General features: G+C 73.6%; 14 protein-coding genes. 5 read left to right on the forward strand and 9 right to left on the reverse strand.

Translation table 11 applies throughout. The features are described 5' to 3' along the window. The first annotated feature begins 11 nt into the window (after positions 1-11). Entirely contained in the window at positions 12-446 is a 435-nt protein-coding gene (locus tag CWIS_RS03565; protein WP_048341867.1) for a helix-turn-helix domain-containing protein, read from the forward strand. A 49-nt stretch (positions 447-495) separates the two neighbouring features. Then, on the forward strand, positions 496-903 hold the full coding sequence (locus CWIS_RS03570; RefSeq protein WP_048341868.1) for a VOC family protein: 408 nt from the start codon (positions 496-498) through the stop codon (positions 901-903). A 35-nt stretch (positions 904-938) separates the two neighbouring features. On the opposite strand, the gene CWIS_RS03575 is transcribed toward CWIS_RS03570, so the two are convergent. Next, positions 939-1,790 carry an aminoglycoside phosphotransferase gene (locus tag CWIS_RS03575; RefSeq protein ID WP_048341869.1) on the reverse strand — a complete coding sequence of 284 codons (852 nt, stop codon included), beginning with the start codon at positions 1,788-1,790 and terminating at the stop codon, positions 939-941. A gap of 81 nt (positions 1,791-1,871) precedes the next feature. On the opposite strand from CWIS_RS03575, the gene CWIS_RS03580 reads away from it, so the two are divergent. After that, positions 1,872-2,321, forward strand: a complete 450-nt coding sequence (locus CWIS_RS03580) for a hypothetical protein (RefSeq protein ID WP_048341870.1) — start codon at positions 1,872-1,874, stop codon at positions 2,319-2,321. Positions 2,322-2,401: 80 nt separating this feature from the next. On the opposite strand, the gene CWIS_RS03585 is transcribed toward CWIS_RS03580, so the two are convergent. Then, the gene (locus CWIS_RS03585; protein ID WP_048341871.1) at positions 2,402-4,690 is read right to left on the reverse strand and encodes a cellulose binding domain-containing protein; all 2,289 of its coding nucleotides are present in this window, start codon (positions 4,688-4,690) and stop codon (positions 2,402-2,404) included. 190 nt (positions 4,691-4,880) lie between these two features. On the opposite strand from CWIS_RS03585, the gene CWIS_RS03590 reads away from it, so the two are divergent. Continuing rightward, positions 4,881-5,333, forward strand: coding sequence for a hypothetical protein (locus CWIS_RS03590; RefSeq protein ID WP_048341872.1), 453 nt, complete (start codon positions 4,881-4,883; stop codon positions 5,331-5,333). 73 nt (positions 5,334-5,406) lie between these two features. On the opposite strand, the gene CWIS_RS03595 is transcribed toward CWIS_RS03590, so the two are convergent. After that, positions 5,407-6,381, reverse strand: a complete 975-nt coding sequence (locus CWIS_RS03595; RefSeq protein WP_082156184.1) for an aldo/keto reductase — start codon at positions 6,379-6,381, stop codon at positions 5,407-5,409. A gap of 145 nt (positions 6,382-6,526) precedes the next feature. On the opposite strand from CWIS_RS03595, the gene CWIS_RS03600 reads away from it, so the two are divergent. Next, positions 6,527-6,871, forward strand: coding sequence for an RNA polymerase-binding protein RbpA (locus CWIS_RS03600; RefSeq protein WP_048341874.1), 345 nt, complete (start codon positions 6,527-6,529; stop codon positions 6,869-6,871). A 5-nt stretch (positions 6,872-6,876) separates the two neighbouring features. Here CWIS_RS03600 and CWIS_RS03605 read toward each other — a convergent pair whose 3' ends face one another. From CWIS_RS03605 to tatC, 6 genes are all read right to left on the reverse strand, one after another. Continuing rightward, complete coding sequence (locus CWIS_RS03605) at positions 6,877-7,662, reverse strand: polyprenol monophosphomannose synthase (RefSeq protein WP_048341875.1); 786 nt, start codon at positions 7,660-7,662, stop codon at positions 6,877-6,879. Continuing rightward, positions 7,659-9,221, reverse strand: a complete 1,563-nt coding sequence (lnt, locus tag CWIS_RS03610; protein ID WP_048341876.1) for an apolipoprotein N-acyltransferase — start codon at positions 9,219-9,221, stop codon at positions 7,659-7,661. The genes CWIS_RS03605 and lnt overlap by 4 nt, the downstream gene beginning before the upstream one ends. Positions 9,222-9,701: 480 nt before the next feature. After that, a complete protein-coding gene (locus CWIS_RS03615; protein WP_048341885.1) occupies positions 9,702-11,315 on the reverse strand; it encodes an amidohydrolase in 1,614 nt (537 codons plus the stop codon). A gap of 105 nt (positions 11,316-11,420) precedes the next feature. Next, a complete protein-coding gene (locus tag CWIS_RS03620; RefSeq protein ID WP_048341877.1) occupies positions 11,421-14,351 on the reverse strand; it encodes an RNA helicase in 2,931 nt (976 codons plus the stop codon). 22 nt (positions 14,352-14,373) lie between these two features. Continuing rightward, positions 14,374-15,291 (reverse strand): diacylglycerol kinase family protein, encoded by a 918-nt coding sequence (locus CWIS_RS03625; RefSeq protein WP_048341878.1) that lies wholly within the window; start codon positions 15,289-15,291, stop codon positions 14,374-14,376. Further along, entirely contained in the window at positions 15,288-16,082 is a 795-nt protein-coding gene (gene tatC, locus CWIS_RS03630) for a twin-arginine translocase subunit TatC (RefSeq protein ID WP_048341879.1), read from the reverse strand. The genes CWIS_RS03625 and tatC overlap by 4 nt, the downstream gene beginning before the upstream one ends. Positions 16,083-16,283: the final 201 nt, after the last annotated feature.

Here is a 16,283-nt window from a genome sequence, read left to right on the forward strand (position 1 = left end):
AGGATGGGCGCGTGAGCCGCCAGAGCGAGGACGTGAACCGTCGGTTGCTGCGCGCCCGCGACGCGATGGACCGGCGGTACGCGGAACCGCTCGACGTCGCCGCGCTCGCTCGGGTCGCGTTCATGTCGCCGTCGCACTTCTCGCGCGAGTTCCGTCGCGTGTTCGGCGAGACCCCCTACCGGTACCTGCAGCGACGCCGTGTCGAGCGCGCGATGTTCCGGCTGCGCACGACGAGCACGAGCGTGACCGACCTCTGCCTCGAGGTCGGCTTCACGAGCCTCGGCACGTTCAGCAGGACGTTCACGGAGATCGTCGGCTGCTCCCCCACGGCCTACCGCCAGCAGGTCGCGGGGCTGCCGCAGCCGTCGTCGGGGACGTTCACGATGGCCTGGGGCCGGCCGAGCAGTTTCGGAGAAGCGCACCTGCCTCCCCCGCCCTTAGCGTGACGAGTACCGGCCACCGGGCCGGACCCGCACGACGGCCAGGAGGCTCGAGATGCTCGTCCGCAACAACCTCTCATCGATCTTCGTCCTCGACCAGGACGAGGCCCTGACGTTCTACGTCGACCTGCTCGGTCTTGAGGTGAGCGCCGACGTGGACTTCGGTCCGATGCGCTGGCTCACCGTCCGTGTGCCGGGAGACCGCAAGGAGATCTTGCTCGAGCGTCCCGGTCCCCCGGCGCACGACGAGGCGACCGCGGAGCGGGTGCGCGACCTCGTGACCAAGGGCGCCGGCGGCGGCTGGCTGGCGTTCGCCACCGACGACGTGGACGGCACGTTCGACCGACTCGTCGCGGCCGGGGTGGACGTCACCCAGGAGCCGATGGACCAGCCCTACGGCCGAGACTTCGGCATCCGGGACCCCTTCGGCAACCACCTGCGCATCGGGAACGTCCGGTCCTGACGACGGGCGTGCGGGGCCGCCGCGGCCCGCACCGGTCAGCCGAACGCCGTGAGCGCGTCGGCGATCATGCGGTGACCTTGCGCCTCGAACGCTTCGTCGCCGACCTGGAACGCCCACGCCGCCGTGCCGACGGCCTCGCGCAACCTCACGCGCGCCCACGCCGTCGGCTCGCGCGGGTCGTCCCCGTAGCCCTCGAAGAAGGCGGGCTCCAACGCCGGGTCGTGCCGGAACTCCTGCGCGGCCAGGCGCACGAGGTCCACGACCGCCGGGCGCAGGTCGGCGCGGCCGAAGTCGATCGCGCGCACCACTGCCCCGTCGACGAGCCAGTTGCGCGGCTGCCAGTCGCCGTGCGTGGGGACGAGGCGGGCGGGCGGCGTCGGCCAGGTGCTCGCGAGCTCGCGGATCCGTCGCACGCGTGTCTCGTCGATCCGGTGCGGCGAGTCGAGCCAACGCGTGAGGCGGAGGTTCGCGCGCCGCTCGTACTCGTCGTCGAGCACCGCGTGCTGCGCGTGGAGCGCCGCGAGCAGCGTGCCGGCCTGGCGGTAGGTCGCGGGGTCACCTGCCGCGTCCGAGCCGAGGACCAGTGTGCCCGGGAGCCACCGCGTGACGAGGAGTTTCACGTCACGGTCTGCGTGCACGAGGGCGGGCGCCCGCCCCGTCGTCGTCCAGGGGCCGAGCCAGCGCTCGTGCGCGGTGATCTCCCGCGCGAGGTGGTGGTCGGCGGCGTCGCCCGCCTTGACCGCCAGGTGCTCGTCGCCGTGCACGACCTCGAGCACCGTCGTGCCCACCAGGCCCCAGCTGTGGTCGTGCAGCACCCGGAGACCGGGAAGCCACTGCGCGAGCAGCTCGCGCTGGCGGGTGTCCAGGCGCTCCTCGGACGACGGCATCGACCGATCGTAGGGGCGCGCGGGCACGACAAGCCCGCAATTAGGGGTGACCGCTGACCTCGGTTCTGCCAGGGTCTCGGCATGGCGACCTGGGTGACGGCGGACGAGATCTCGGCAGCACGCGACGCGTTCGAGCTCGCGATCGACGGCTGGGTGCGTCCCGTCGCGCACGGTGTCGGGCTCGTGCCGTCCGACGACGCGGCGCCGCGACCGGAGCACTTCCCGCTGGTCAACAGCACGGACCACCGGCTGCCCGGGGTCGTGGTCGCCCACGTCGTCGGGCACACGTCCGGGACGGCCGCGTACCGCCTCAGCCGGATCCAGCTCGAGCGCGCCGTGGCCATGCTGACGCCTGCCGAGGCGTGCGACGTCTACCAGCACCCGAACCTGTGGACGTGGCGGGACACCTACCTGCCGTACCTGGACACCGACCCAGCGGCCACGCTCGTCGCGGTGTTCCTGGGCGACGAGGCCGAGCTCGTGCGCGACCCGGCGATCGACGCCTTCCGTGCCGCGCACGCCTCGCGCTGAGCCGCGACACTCCACCGGAAGCGCCGCAGTCGGCGCACGGCGCTCCCGGAAGCTCTCACCCCCTGTGTCCAGGCAGCCGGTCAGGGCGTGTAGACCGACGGCCACGCGGGTGCACTGAAGCCGTCGCCGAGGAAGAAGCCGGTGTGCGGCGGCTGGTTGTACGCCGTGTTCTGCCAGGCGACCGCCACGCGGTACGTCTGGTCGTGCAGCAACGTGGGCAGGCGCACGCTCGTCGTGATCGGCGTCGCGTGGATCCGCAGGGCGGAGTCGTCGCTCGTCGGCCAGACGATCTCCTCGCGCCAGTCCCCCAGGAGGTCACCGGACAGCGACGGCGTCGCCTTGGTGCCGTTGTTCGCGTGCACGCCCGACGCCGTGAGCAGGCGCGTGTCGCCGCCCGTGCCGTACTTGTCGACCCGCGTGGCGTCGACGAGCTCGCGGACCGGGTCGCCGTCCCACCAGGCCAGGAAGTTCGTCGAGGAAGGCTTGCGCCCGATCTCCTGACCGGAGGCGTTGCGGATCTGGCCGTCGGCCGCGGACCAGGACTCGGCGCCAGGCGAACCGGCCCAGACGTCGTCGGACACACCGCGGCCGTTGTCCGTGGTCGCGTTCGTGCGCCACAGGATCTGCCCCGTGCGGGCGTCCGCCATCCACGAGTCGGGCTGTGACGTCGACTCGGTGACCTTGTAGTACTCCAGCCCGGGCCGGGAGGGGATCAGGTCGCCCAGGTGCGCCGCGTCACCGTGGCCGGTTCCGGTGTTCCACAGCACGCGACCGTCGTCGTCGATCGCCGCGGCACCGTAGACGATCTCCTGCCGTCCGTCGGCGTCGACGTCCGCGATCGCCAGCGCGTGGTTCCCCTGCCCCGCCACCGCGGCGTTGCCCTGCGACGAGCTGTTCGAGTCGAACGTCCAGCGCCGCGTCAGCGTGCCGCTGCGGTAGTCCCACGCGACGACGACCGCACGCGTGTAGTAACCGCGTGCCATGACGATCGACGGCCGCACACCGTCGAGGTACGCCGTGCCCGCGAGGAACCGGTCGACCCGGTTGCCGTAGGAGTCGCCCCAGCTCGAGACCGTACCGCGCGCGGGCACGTAGTCCGCGGTCGCGCCGATACGGCCGTCACCGCCCTCGAAGACGGTGAGGTACTCCGGGCCGGAGAGCACGTAGCCGGCGGAGTTGCGGTAGTCCGCGCTCGCGTTGCCGATCACCTGGCCGGTCCCCGACCGCGTGCCGTCGGCGGTCTTCACGGCGACCTCGGCCGCGCCGTCGCCGTCGTAGTCGTAGACCTGGAACTGGGTGTAGTGCGCGCCGGCCCGGATGTTGCGACCCAGGTCGATCCGCCACAGCCGCGTGCCGTCCAGGCGGTACCCGTCGAGGTACACGTTGCCCGTGACGCCGGACTGGGAGTTGTCCTTGGCGTTCGTCGGGTCCCACTTCAGCACGATGTCGAGGTCGCCGTCGCCGTCGAGGTCGCCGACGCTCGCGTCGTTCGCGGTGTAGTCGGAGCCGGGCCTCGAGATCGGGACGTCGAGGTAGCCGTTCGCGAACGTCAGGCTGGCGGCCGACGGCGCCTGCTCCGAGCCGCCGACGACCGCGCGGACCGTGTAGCGGGCCGAGGCCGCAGCCCCCTGGTCGAGGTAGCTCGTCGCGCCCGTGAGCGGTGTGGACGTGAGGCGAGCGCCGTCCCGGTAGAGGTGGAAGCCGACGTCGCGGGCGTCCGTCCCGAGCAGGCGCCACTGCACGAGGTTCGCGCCGCCCGAGCGGACGCTGATGATGCCGCGGTCGAGACGTTCGGCCTGCCAGGAGCCCGGCGGCGTCGTCGTCGGGGTGGATGTGGGTGTCGCGGTGGGACTGGGCGTCGGCGCGCCGGTCGGGGCCGGTGTGGTCGGCGCTGCTGTCGTCGGGCTGGTCGTCGTCGGGTTCGACGTGGGCGCGACCGCTCCGGTGCACGCCGTGCCGTTGAGCGTCAGGCTCGTCGGTACCGCGTTCGTGGACTGAGGAGAGGAACCGATGAAGCCGAACGACGCGGCGCCGTTCGTCGGTAGCGTGGCGTTCCACCCCAGGTTGGTCGCCGTCACCGTCGGGCCGGACTGGGTCACCGCGGCGTTCCAGGCCTGGCTCACGGTCTGGCCGTGCGCGAACGTCCAGCTGACGGTCCAGCCGCTCACCGCGTCGCCGAGGTTCGTCACGACGACGTCGGCGCCGAACCCCCCGCCCCATTGGCTGGTGACGGCGTAGGTGGCGGTGCAGCCCGCCGCCGCGCTCGCGGACGGTGCGAGCGCCACACCCGCCAGCGCCAGGGCGCCGACGGCGCTCGCGGCTGCCACGCGTGTGCCGACGTGTGCCCGGTACGCCTTCGTCCGTCGCATGTCCGCCAACCTAGGAGCCGTCCGGCACGCGGCGGCAGACCCGACCGCCGACGTGTGCCCCGGCAAATCGATTCGGCCCAGGCGGCCCGCGGGGCAGCGAGCCGACCCCAGCCCCGACTGCCGACCGGACGTCCACCGAGCGGCCGCGCTGCGTGCGCTCGCACCGACGCGCCCTGGCAACGTGCCGCCCATGACTTCACGCAGCTGGGACGCTCACGGACCCGACGACGACCTCGCCGACGCCGCCTCCCTCGTCGGGACACCCGTCCGGACGCCGGACCAGGCGGCGCGTGTACTGCAGACGCTCGTCGGGCCCGAGGCAGCGGGGCCGCCCGCGCTGTGGTGCGTCCTGCTCGACGCCGACGACCGGCTGCTCCCCCTCGTCCTCGCGATCAGCGACCGCCCGGTGACGGTCACCGACGGCTTCGCGCGGTTCCTCGCGGACGACCTGGCGACGGTCCTCGAGGAGCACGCCGTGGGCGGCTCGGTCGTGGCAGCGCTCGTCGGCGACGTCGAGGAGGACGTGTGTGACCAGCTGACCTGGGTCGTCGAGCTCGAGCGTGCCACGCACGGAGCGGGTGTGCCGTTGAGCGCGATCGTCGCGATCGGACCGCACGGCCCGTCCGTCCTCGCGCCTCAGTGAGGGCCGCCCCGACGTGATGCCCGGCACGGCAGCGCTCCTGGTGTCGCGCCTGCCGGAGCCGTCCTCCTAGGGGCTACTGCGCGCCGGGCGCGACCTCGTCGATCGCGGCGAGCTGCGCGAGGTCGGGCTCCCACAGGATCGAGGCGACGTTCGCCCGCAGCTGTGCAGGCGTGCGCGCGCCGGCGATGACCGAGGCCACGCCCGGCTGGGCGGCGAGCCCGCCGAGCGCCACCGTCGGCAGGTCGACTCCCCACTCGTGCGCGAGCGCGACGAGGGCGTCGATCCGGTCGAAGTCCGCGCGCGCAAGCCGCTCGGGGAGGCGGGCCAGTCGCGTGCCGTCGGGTGCGCCCTGCCCGCGCTGGTACTTGCCGGTGAGCAGGCCGGACGCGAGCGGCGTGTACGGGATCAACCCGACTCCGGACGCCTCGGCAGCGGGCACGAGCTCGTCCTCCACGCTGCGGTCGAGCAGGTGGTACCGGTTCTGAGCAGAGACGAACGGGGTGAGGCCGCCCGTGCGCGCGGTCCAGTCCGCCTGGACGACCTGCCACGCGGCGAAGTTCGACGAGCCGACGTACCGCACCTTGCCCTCGACGACGAGCTCGTGCAGCGCGGCCAGCGTCTCCTCGATCGGGGTCGACTCGTCCGGGCAGTGCATCTGGTACAGGTCGATCCAGTCGGTGCCCAAACGCCGCAGCGAAGCCTCGACCGCGCGCCGCACGTAGCGACGCGAGCCGCGCGCGTCCCAGTCGGGCCCGTTGGTGCCGTGCATGTCCATACCGAACTTCGTGGCGACGATCACGTCGTCCCGGCGACCCCGCAGCGCGGCGCCGAGCAGCTCCTCGCTCCCTCCCGGACGGCCGCCGTACACGTCGGCGGTGTCGAACAACGTCACACCCGCAGACAGTGCCGCGTCGACCAGAGGTGTGACACCCTCGTCAGGAAGCGTCGCGCCGAACGTGTTGCACCCGAGCCCAGCGGTCGAGACCACCAGTCCCGAGTCGCCCAGACGGCGGAAGGTCATGTCGGCGGGCGTCGAGGTGGTGGACATCACTCCCGCACAGTAAGCCTCTCCGGGCCGCTCCGCGTGCGTTCACGATCCCTTCACGTCACGCTGGAACACTGAAGAGCTCTCCGCCGTTGAGCCCGGTGGAACTCATACTCGACGGCCGCGATCCGGCACGGAGGTCACTCTCATGGCGAACAGGTCCCTGCGCGGAATGCGCATCGGGTCGCAGAGCATGGAGACCGAGGAGGGCGTCGACTTCGCCCCTCGTCTCCAGGCGCACTACGACTGTCCCAACGGGCACACGATCATCCTCCCCTTCTCGGTCGAGGCCGACGTGCCCGTCGTCTGGGAGTGCCGCTGCGGCGCCGAGGCGCTCCTGCGTGACGCGTCCAAGCCCGAGGCCAAGGCCACCAAGCCTCCGCGCACGCACTGGGACATGCTCCTCGAGCGCCGCACGATCGGTGAGCTCGAAGAGCTGCTCGACGAGCGCCTCGACCTGCTGCGGGCCGGAAAGCTGCGCCGCAGCGCCTGATCTCCTCAGCGCCGCGCGACGCGGTCGCTGCGCACCCCCCGCTTGAACGCTCCCGCCACACGGCGGGAGCGTTCTGCTATCCCCCACCGGGTGACGTTGACGAGCGCCTCGACGACGATGTCGCGGCTCATCTTCGACGCGCCGAGCTCGCGCTCGACGAAGGTGATCGGCACCTCCACCACCCGCGCCCCCGCAGCGAGCGAGCGCAGCGTCATGTCGATCTGGAAGCAGTAGCCGCGCGAGGCGACGTCGGCGAGCGCGAGGTCACGCAGCAGGTCGGCGCGGTAGGCGCGAAACCCGCCCGTCGCGTCGTGCACCGGGATGCCGAGCAGCAGCCGGGTGTAGGTGTTCGCACCCCGCGAGAGGACCTCGCGGTTCTTCGGCCAGTTGACGACGCTGCCGCCGGGGACCCAGCGCGACCCGAGGACCAGATCGGCCTCGGGCAGGGCGGCCAGCAGCGCCGGCAGGTCCTGCGCACGGTGCGAGCCGTCGGCGTCCATCTCGACGATCACGTCGTAGCCGCGCTCGAGCGCCCAGCCGAACCCCGCGACGTACGCGGCACCCAGACCCTGCTTGCTCGTGCGGTGCAGCACCGAGACGGCCCGGGCGACATCGGCGTCGCGCTCGTCGGACGCGATCTGCTCGACGAGCTGGCCCGTGCCGTCGGGCGACCCGTCGTCGACCACGAGGACGTCGGCCTCGGGGACGTGCTCGAGCAGCCGCGACAGCGCGCCCGGGATGGACTCCTTCTCGTTGTACGTCGGGACGACGACGAGGACTCGTGCACTCACGCGGGCTCCCCCCGGTTCGTGCCGCGCAGCCGCGCGGCTCCTACGGCGCCGGAGACGACGGCGCACAGCGCCAGGGCGTCGATGCCCCATGCCGGCCACGCTCCGAGGCGCGTTGCCCACGTCTGCGACGTGCGCAGCGGAAGGCTAGCGATCATCTGGTCCGCCGTGAACAGCTCGGTGCTCTCGGTCAGGGCCCCGTTGGGCTGGATCACACCGCTGACGCCGACCGTGGAGATCTGCACGGTGGCCCGGCCGTGCTCGATGGCGCGGATCCGCGACATCGCCAGCTGTTGCGTGGACTCGTCGGACCAGCCGAACGTCGCGTTGTTGGTCTGGACGACGAGGATCTCTCCCCCGGCCCGGACGGCGGACCGCACCAAGGAGTCGTAGGCGACCTCGAAGCAGATCACGTCGCCGAGGACGACGGTCCTCCCCAGCCGCTCGGACTCGAGCGGGATCGCGCCGTCGCCGTGACCGGGCAGCATGTCCCGCGTGACGCGGTCCACCGCGGAGGAGAAGAGGCGGGCGACAGGCCGCAGCGGGATGTACTCCGCGAAGGGTGCGGGGTGGCGCTTGGAGTAGGTCGCGACTACGCCTTGTCCGGGCTCCCACAAGACTGAGGTGTTGTATCGCCCGCCGGTCTCCGGGTACTCGACGGTCCCGACGAGCATCGGAGCCCCGAGTGCCTGCGCGGCGCCGTCGATCGCCGCGGCCGCCTGCTTGTCGACCTGCGGGTCGATGTCCGTGCCGTTCTCGGGCCAGAGCACCAGGTCCAGCTCGCCGGGTTCGACGTCGTCGAGCAACGCGTAGGTCCCCTGCACGTGGTTGTCGAGCACCACCGCGCGGCGTCCGAACGCGTCCAGGCCCTGCCCAGGGACGTTCCCCTGCACGGCGCCGACGAGCAGCGTGCCGTCCTGCGCGCCCGTCGGCAGCGGCACGGCGAACCCGGCGAGCACCACGAAGACGGCCGCGAGGGCGGTGCTCGACGCGGTCAGCAGCTGCGCGTGGCGCAACGCGATGAGCGCACGCCCCAGCAGGACGCCGACGGTGCAGACGGCCGCGCTCAGCAGCGGCACGCCCCCGAGCGCGGCGAAGCTCGCGAGCGGCGAGTCGGCCTGCGAGAACGCGAGCCGGCCCCACGGGAACCCGCCGAACGGCCAGAACGCCAGGGCCTCCTCGAGCGCGACCCAGATGACCACGAACACGGGCAGCTGCCACCACGGGCTGCGCCAGACCGCCTCGCCCCGGCGGGCCCAGCTCCACGCGGCGCCGAAGAGCGCGACGTACGCCGCGCACGCGAGCGAGAGCATGAGCCACGGAACCGGGCCGACGGCTTCGTCGGCCCACGTGATCAGCGCCGGGAAGAAGGCGAGGCCCCACACGAGCCCGACGAGCGCGTTCCACCGCGCGCTGTCGCGCCGCAGGGCGAGGTACAGCAGCGCGATGCCGAGGAACGCTGCGGGCCACAGGCCCGGCCCGGGGAACGCGACACGGGTGACGAGGCCACCGGCTACCGCGAGCAGCAGCGTCCACCAGCGGGACGGTCGGGCGGCGGGCACCGCGCCAGCCTAGGCGAGAAAGCCGTGCGTCCAGGACGGCCGAAGGACCCGGCCCGAGCCCAGGCCGACCGACCGGCCCGCGTGTCCTTCGTACCGGTCGCGCGCCGCAGCGCGACGACCGTTGTCTACTGAACACGCGGGCCCGGCCGGAGCCTGGTGACCGCCGCCGGACGTGCCTCGCTCCCGAGCTGTGTGTGCTCGACCGGCGGGTGACCTCGTCGTCACTGCACCCCCTGGGCAGCGGGTCAACGGGAAAACTACCGCTCTCAGAATCGCTGTCAAGCCCGCGTCGCCGCAGGCCAGAGGACTCGCCGCAGGTCAGCGCGCGACCACCCGGACGGGTCGGTTGTCCTCGTGCGGCGTGTCGCCCGCGTGTCGCCCCGCTTGCCCCGGCGTGTCCGGCGCACGTCGTCCAGGTGACCGCGCGTCGCGGCGTCCACGACGCGCGCCCCGCTCAGAAGTTCACCCGGCCGGCGGACGTCAGGGCATCGCGTCGAAGAGCACCACGCCGTCGCGTACGGTCCGCAGGCAGCGCGGAGGCTCCTCGTCGGCGCCCAGGAACGGCAGCAGAGGGATCCCTGCCCGCGCGTCCGGGCTCCAGGCCGAGAGCCGGCCGTCGGGTGCCTGCACCGCGAGGCGTGCAGCCCGCCACACGGCCAGGTGCGCGGGGGCGCCCACGCGCAGCTCGCCCACGTGGTCGAGTCCCGCGAGGCGCCACCCGCCACGCGTCGCAGCGCGGAACGCGGCGCGCGCCGAGAGTCGCTGCTCGCTCGCGTGGTGCTCGACGGCGGCCCGCACGCCCGCCCACGGGTCGATCGGCGTCACCGGAGAGTCCGACCCGAAGGCGAGCGGCACGCCGGCCCCCGCGAGGTCGGCCAGCGGGTTGAGCGCGGCCGCCCGAGCCGCGCCCAGCCGCGTCGCGTACATCCCCTGCGGGCCGCCCCAGGCGGCGTCGAACGCCGGCTGGACGCTGAGCCGGACCCCGAGCAGCACGAGGGCCGCCAGCGTCGGGGCATCGACCATCTCGGCGTGCTCGAGACGCACGCCCGTGCGTGCCACGGCCGCCGGTCCCTCGACGTCCACAGCCGCGCGCAGCCCGATCAGGAGCTCATCCATCGCGCGGTCGCCGATGACGTGGAAACCCGCCTGCACACCGGCGCGGGACGCCGCGGCGATGTGGTTCGCGATCCGCTCGGCGGTCAGGTGCAGCACGCCGTCGCCCGCGCCGTCGACGTACGGCGCTCGCAGCGCGGCGGTCCGCGAGCCGATCGACCCGTCGACGTTCAGGTCCCCGCCCAGCCCGGTCAGCCCAGGCACGGCGGCGAGCACCTCGCGTGCGTCGTCGACGGTCTCGCACGCCTCGCCCCGGTACGCGACCAGGTGCGGCAGACCTCCCGCAGCGTCCCGGGTGAGCTCGAGGAGCTCGACCAGACCCTCACGCGTGTCGATGAACGGTGCCGAGTGCTCGTGCACCGAGACGATCCCGCGGGACGCCGCGTGCTCGAGCGCGAGGCGGTAGAGCCGCGTGCGCCGTGCCGCGTCCATGGTGCGCGCCGCCTCACGTGCCGCGTGGTGCGCCTCGCCGTCGACCCGACCGTCCGGGTCCCAGCCGGGGACGTGCGCCAGCCCGAGCCCGTCGGCGAGGGCGCTCGACACCGCAGCCGAGTGGATGTCGGCGCGCGCGAGGTAGACCGGAGCCCCGCCCGCCGCTGCGTCGAGCTCGGTGCGGGTCGGACCGCGGCCCTCGGGCCAGTGCGTCTCGTCCCAGCCGAAGCCGAGGAGCACGTCCTGGCCCGTGCGCGCGTCCGCCGCGCGGCGGACCGCGCCGAGCGCCTCGTCGAGCGAGCGCGCGGCGCTCAGGTCGACCGAGCCGAGCGCCAGACCGGTCTCGAGCACGTGGACGTGCGCGTCGACGAAGCCGGGCGTCACGATCGCGCCATCCAGGTCGACGACCTCGTCGGCCCGCGACGCGAAGCCGTCGGCGGTGTCGTCGGCGCCGAGCCAGGCGACGGTGCCGTCCTCGACGAGCAGGGCCTCAGCGAACGGGTCGGCCGGAGAGTGCACGACGCCGCCGCGGTACAGGGTGGAGCTCACACGCGCACGATAGGGCACCGGTGGCGCACCGGCGCGACCGCGCGTGACGCCGATGCCACCGCGCCGCCGCAGGTCACGGTCGTCGGGCACCCGGTGCGAGCGGCGTCACACCGACGAGTACGCCACGACCCCGCGGCGCAACGCCGCCACCGCGGCCGTCGCCGTCGTCCGGATGCGCTCGTGCGGACCCGCCTGCCCGAGCTGGTCCAGCACGTCGATCACCTGCTTGCACCACCGGACGAAGTCGCCGGCCGTGAGGTCGGCGCCGCGCAGCACCGCGTCGAGGCTGCGGCCGGCTGCCCACTTGTGCACGGCCTCCACCAGCCCGAGGTCGAGCGGCTGGATCGTCTCGAGCGTGTGCGCGGACTCGAGGTCCTCGAGCTCGGACCAGGCCCGCACGGTGCCCTCGAGAGCGATCCCGAGGCGCGAGCGTGGACCTCCCGGGACGTGCGGCTCGGCGTCCTCGTCGCGGCGCGACCGGTACACGACGGTCGACACGGCAGCGGCGAGCCCGGGCGCGTCCAGCTCGTCCCACACGCCGCGGCGCAGGCACTCCGCGAGGAGCAGGTCGTTCTCGGCGTAGATGCGCCGCAACCAGCGGCCGTCGGCGGTGACCCGAAGCCCGCGCGCGCCCTCAGCGGCCTCGAGGTAGCCGAGGGTGACGAGCACGTCACAGGTCCGGTCGAACACCGCCGAGATCGAGCCCGTACGGCCCGCGATCCGGCCGACGAGCGCGTCGTGCTCGGCCTTGAGCCGTGACCAGCGCTCGGCCCAGCGCGCATGCTCCTCACGGTCGGGGCACGCGTGGCAGGGATGAGCGCGCAGGCGTCGCCGCAGCTGCGCGACGTGCGCGTCCTCGTCGGCCCGGGCGGGGCGGCGAGGGCGCTCGTGCGGCGCCGGGGCGAGGTCCGCGACCGCCGCCCGCAGTCGTGCGGCCAGGTCCCGCCTGGCGGCCGGGACGCGCACGCTGAGGTCGCGCGGGACCCGCACGTGACCGACCGTGCGCGCTCCTCGTCCGACGTCGGCGGCGGTGAGCCGCAGCACCTGACGGTCCGTCGTCAGGACCGTGGGACGCGGGCCGTCGAACCCGCCCTTGAGGCCCGGGTCGACGACGACGACGAACCCGCTGCGTCGCCCGGTCGGCACCTCGAGCACGTCGCCCGCACGCAGACCCTCGAGCGACGCGACGGCCAGGGCCCGGCGCGCGCCGGCCTCCTGCCGCGTGGCGTCCTTCTCGGCCCGGGAGATCTGCCGGCGCAGCTCGGCGTACTCCTCGAAGTCGCCCAGGTGGCACTGCATGGCCTGCGCGTACCCCTCGAGGGCCTCGGTGTGGGCCTGCGCCTGGCGTGCGAGCCCGACGACGCCGCGGTCCGCCTGGAACTGCGCGAAGGACGTCTCGAGCACCTCGCGCGCCCGCTCGCGGCCCACCTGGGCGACGAGGTTGACGGCCATGTTGTACGTCGGACGGAAGCTCGACCGCAGCGGGTACAGGCGCTTGGATGCCAGGCCCGCCAGCTGCACGGGGTCGAGACCCTGGTGAGCCACGACGACCGCGTGGCCCTCGACGTCGATCCCTCGACGGCCTGCCCGGCCCGTGAGCTGGGTGTACTCCCCCGGCGTGACGTCGACGTGACGCGACCCGTCCCACTTCACGAGCTTCTCGAGCACGACCGACCGGGCGGGCATGTTGATGCCGAGCGCGAGCGTCTCGGTCGCGAACACGACCTTGACCAGTCCGCGCGAGAACAGGTCCTCGACCGTCTCCTTGAACAGCGGCAGCATGCCGGCGTGGTGCGCGGCGACCCCCCGCGTGAGCGCGTCCGCGAGCTGCCAGTAGCCGAGCACGTCGAGGTCCTCGGGCGGCACGGCGGCACACCGCTCCTCGACGAGCTGCCGGATCTCCGCCTGCTCGGCGGGCGTCGTCAGGCGCACCCCGGCGGCGAGGCACTGCTCCACGGCGGCCTCGCACCCGGCGCGCGAGAAGATGAAGACGATCGCCGGGAGAAGGCCCTCGCGGTCGAGGAGGTCGACCACCGCGAAGCGCGGCGACGGCCGGATGCCGCCACCCCGCGCGCCGCCTGCTCCTCCCCCGCCCGCGCGCCCACCGCCGGGCCGGTTCCCGCCCCGGCCGCGGTAGCCGCGGTCGCCGGGCCCGCGACGTTCCTCGGCGGTGCGCGAGGCGAGCAGACGGCGCAGGTCGGGGTTGATCGGCGGGTCGACACCGGGGTCCGTGGGGTCGACGTGGCCGGCGTACAGCTCGAGCAGCTCGTCTCGTACCAGGACGTGCTGGCCGAGCGGCACGGGCCGATGCTCGCTCACCACGACCGTCGTGTCGCCCCGCACGGTCGCGAGCCAGTCCCCGAACTCCTCTGCGTTCGAGACCGTCGCGGACAGCGAGACGAGCTGCACGTCGTCGGGCAGGTGGATGATCACCTCTTCCCACACCGGCCCGCGGAACCGGTCCGCGAGGTAGTGCACCTCGTCCATGACGACGTAGCCGAGCCCCGCGAGCGTGCCCGAGCCCGCGTAGAGCATGTTCCGCAAGACCTCGGTCGTCATGACGACGACGGGCGCCTCGGAGTTGACCGTCGTGTCACCCGTCAGCAGCCCGACCTGATCGGGACCGTAGCGCCGCACGAGGTCGGCGTACTTCTGGTTGGACAACGCCTTGATGGGCGTCGTGTAGAACGCCTTGCGGCCGGCGGCCAGCGCGAGGTGCACGGCGAACTCGCCGACGACGGTCTTGCCCGCACCGGTCGGCGCGGCGACGAGGACGCCGCTGCCACGCTCGAGCGCCCGGCACGCCTCGAGCTGGAAGTCGTCGAGCTGGAAGCCGATCAGCTCGCGGAACTGCGCGAGCTCCCCGCGCTCGTCCTGCGCGCGCCGTCGTGCGGCGGCGTACCGCTCGGCGGGCGAGAGCTCGACGTCGTCGGACGCACGGCGCGCGGAACGGTCAGGTGCGGAAGCGTCGCGCGACCCGGCGTCGGGCGTCGGACGCTCGGACGGCTTGTGGCGGTGACGGGAGCGTGACGGCACCTGCCCACCCTAGGCACGCCCGTCAGGTCAGGACGGACAGCGCGCCGGGCACGACCGCGAGCTGCAGCGGGAGCGGCCCGATCCGCTCACCGTCGGCGAACGCGGGCGGCGGCACCGCGCCGAGTGCGGGCACGGCCTCCACGAGGACCTGGCGCGCGCGCAGCACCTGCACCCGCGGGTCGTGCACGTGCTTGCCCCGGTAGAGCCCCGGGAAGATCGTCACCACGCCGGGCTTGGTGAACGGCCCGGCGACGACGACATCCAGGAGCCCGTCGTCGATCGCGGCGTCGGGCGCGATCTTCACGCCGCCGCCGAACCAGCGCGTGTTCGCGACCGCCACGACCGTGCCGGCGGACTCCCAGACCTGACCGTCGTAGGTCACGCGGTAGCCGAAGGGCCGGAAGCGCCCCAGCTCACCCGCGAGGGCGCGGACGTACCGTGCCGAGCCCTTGGGCCACCTGTAGCCGTTGGCGCGTGCGTTCACGGCGGCGTCGATGCCGCACGAGAGCACCCCGACGAACCACTCCTGCTGACGGGTGCCGGGCGGACCGACCCGGACCGCGTCGACGCGGCGCGCTCCCGCGGCGAGCCCGTGCTGGATGGCCCGCACCGACGCGCCGACGTCGCCGCGCGGCAGCTCGAGCGTCCGGGCGATGTCGTTGCCCGTGCCGGCCGCGACGATGCCGAGCGGCACGTCGGTCCCGGCGACGACGTTGGCGCCGAGGTGCACCATGCCGTCCCCGCCGACCACGACGAGCGCGTCGAGCCCGCGCAGCGCCCCGGCGCGAGCGCGGTCCGTGGCCTGCACGAGCGAGGGCCCGGAGAGGTCCTCGACGGCCAGGCCCAGCGCGCTCAGGCGGGCGTGCGCCTCCCGCCCCGCGGCCGAGCCGCGCCCCTTGCCCGCGGTCGGGTTCACGACGAGCCCGACGCGCGCGGTCATGCGGGCTGCTCCTGCTCGGGCGGCGGGGGCGGCATGGTCCCGTCCAGCCCTGGCAGACCCTCGGCGCGACGGCGCCTGTCGACGCGCCGGTCGTGCAGCGCGCACACGCCGAGCGCGACGAAGTACAGGCCGCAGATCGGCAGCGCGACCGCGATCATCGTCAACGCATCGGGTGTCGGCGTCATGATCGCCGAGAAGGTGAAAGCGACCAGCACGGCCCAGCGCCAGGCACGTCGCCACGTCTCGGCCCGGCCGATCCCCGCGAAGTTCAGCGCGACCATGAGGACGGGGAGCAGGAACGCCAGGCCGAACGCGAGCAGCAGCCGCATGACGAAGCTGAGGTACGTCTGCGCGTCGATGAGGTTGGTCGCGTCCTCGGGCGTGAACTCGGTGAGCAGCCGGACCGCGTTGGGCAGGGCCCAGAACGCCAGTGCCGCGCCGGCGAGGAACAGCGGCACGGCGGCGGCCAGGAACCCGACCGCGTAGTGCCGTTCCTTCTTCGTCAGGCCCGGCGTCACGAACGCCCACAGCTGGTAGATCCACCACGGGCTCGAGACGAAGACGCCCAGGAAGAGCGAGACCTTGATCTTCATGTCGAACGACGTCGCGACACCCGCGAAGTTCAGGGCGACGATCGTGTCGCGGTCCTCGGCGACGTCCCTGAGGGGCTGCTGGAGCAGGTCGAACACGGGGACGTAGAGGAACCAGCCTGCGACGGCGCCGACCACGAGCCCCAACGCTGCGAAGAAGAGGCGGCGACGCAGCTCGAGCAGGTGCGCCCGCAGGGGCATCCGTCCGCCAGGGGCGGACCCCCGGCGATCGGTGGCCACGGGTGCCTCAGGAGGTGGCGCTCTGGTCGCTCTCGCTCGACCGGTCCACCGGCGGCGTCGCCGGAGGCTCGGGCTGCGGCGAGGCGGGGGGCGCGGGGGGCGCGGCGGGAGCGGTCGACGGCGAGGCGGGCGGAACGGGGGCGGCGGGCGGCGCCGCGGACG

Source organism: Cellulomonas sp. A375-1, from assembly GCF_001040865.1.
In the GTDB taxonomy this organism is placed as follows: domain Bacteria; phylum Actinomycetota; class Actinomycetes; order Actinomycetales; family Cellulomonadaceae; genus Cellulomonas; species Cellulomonas gelida.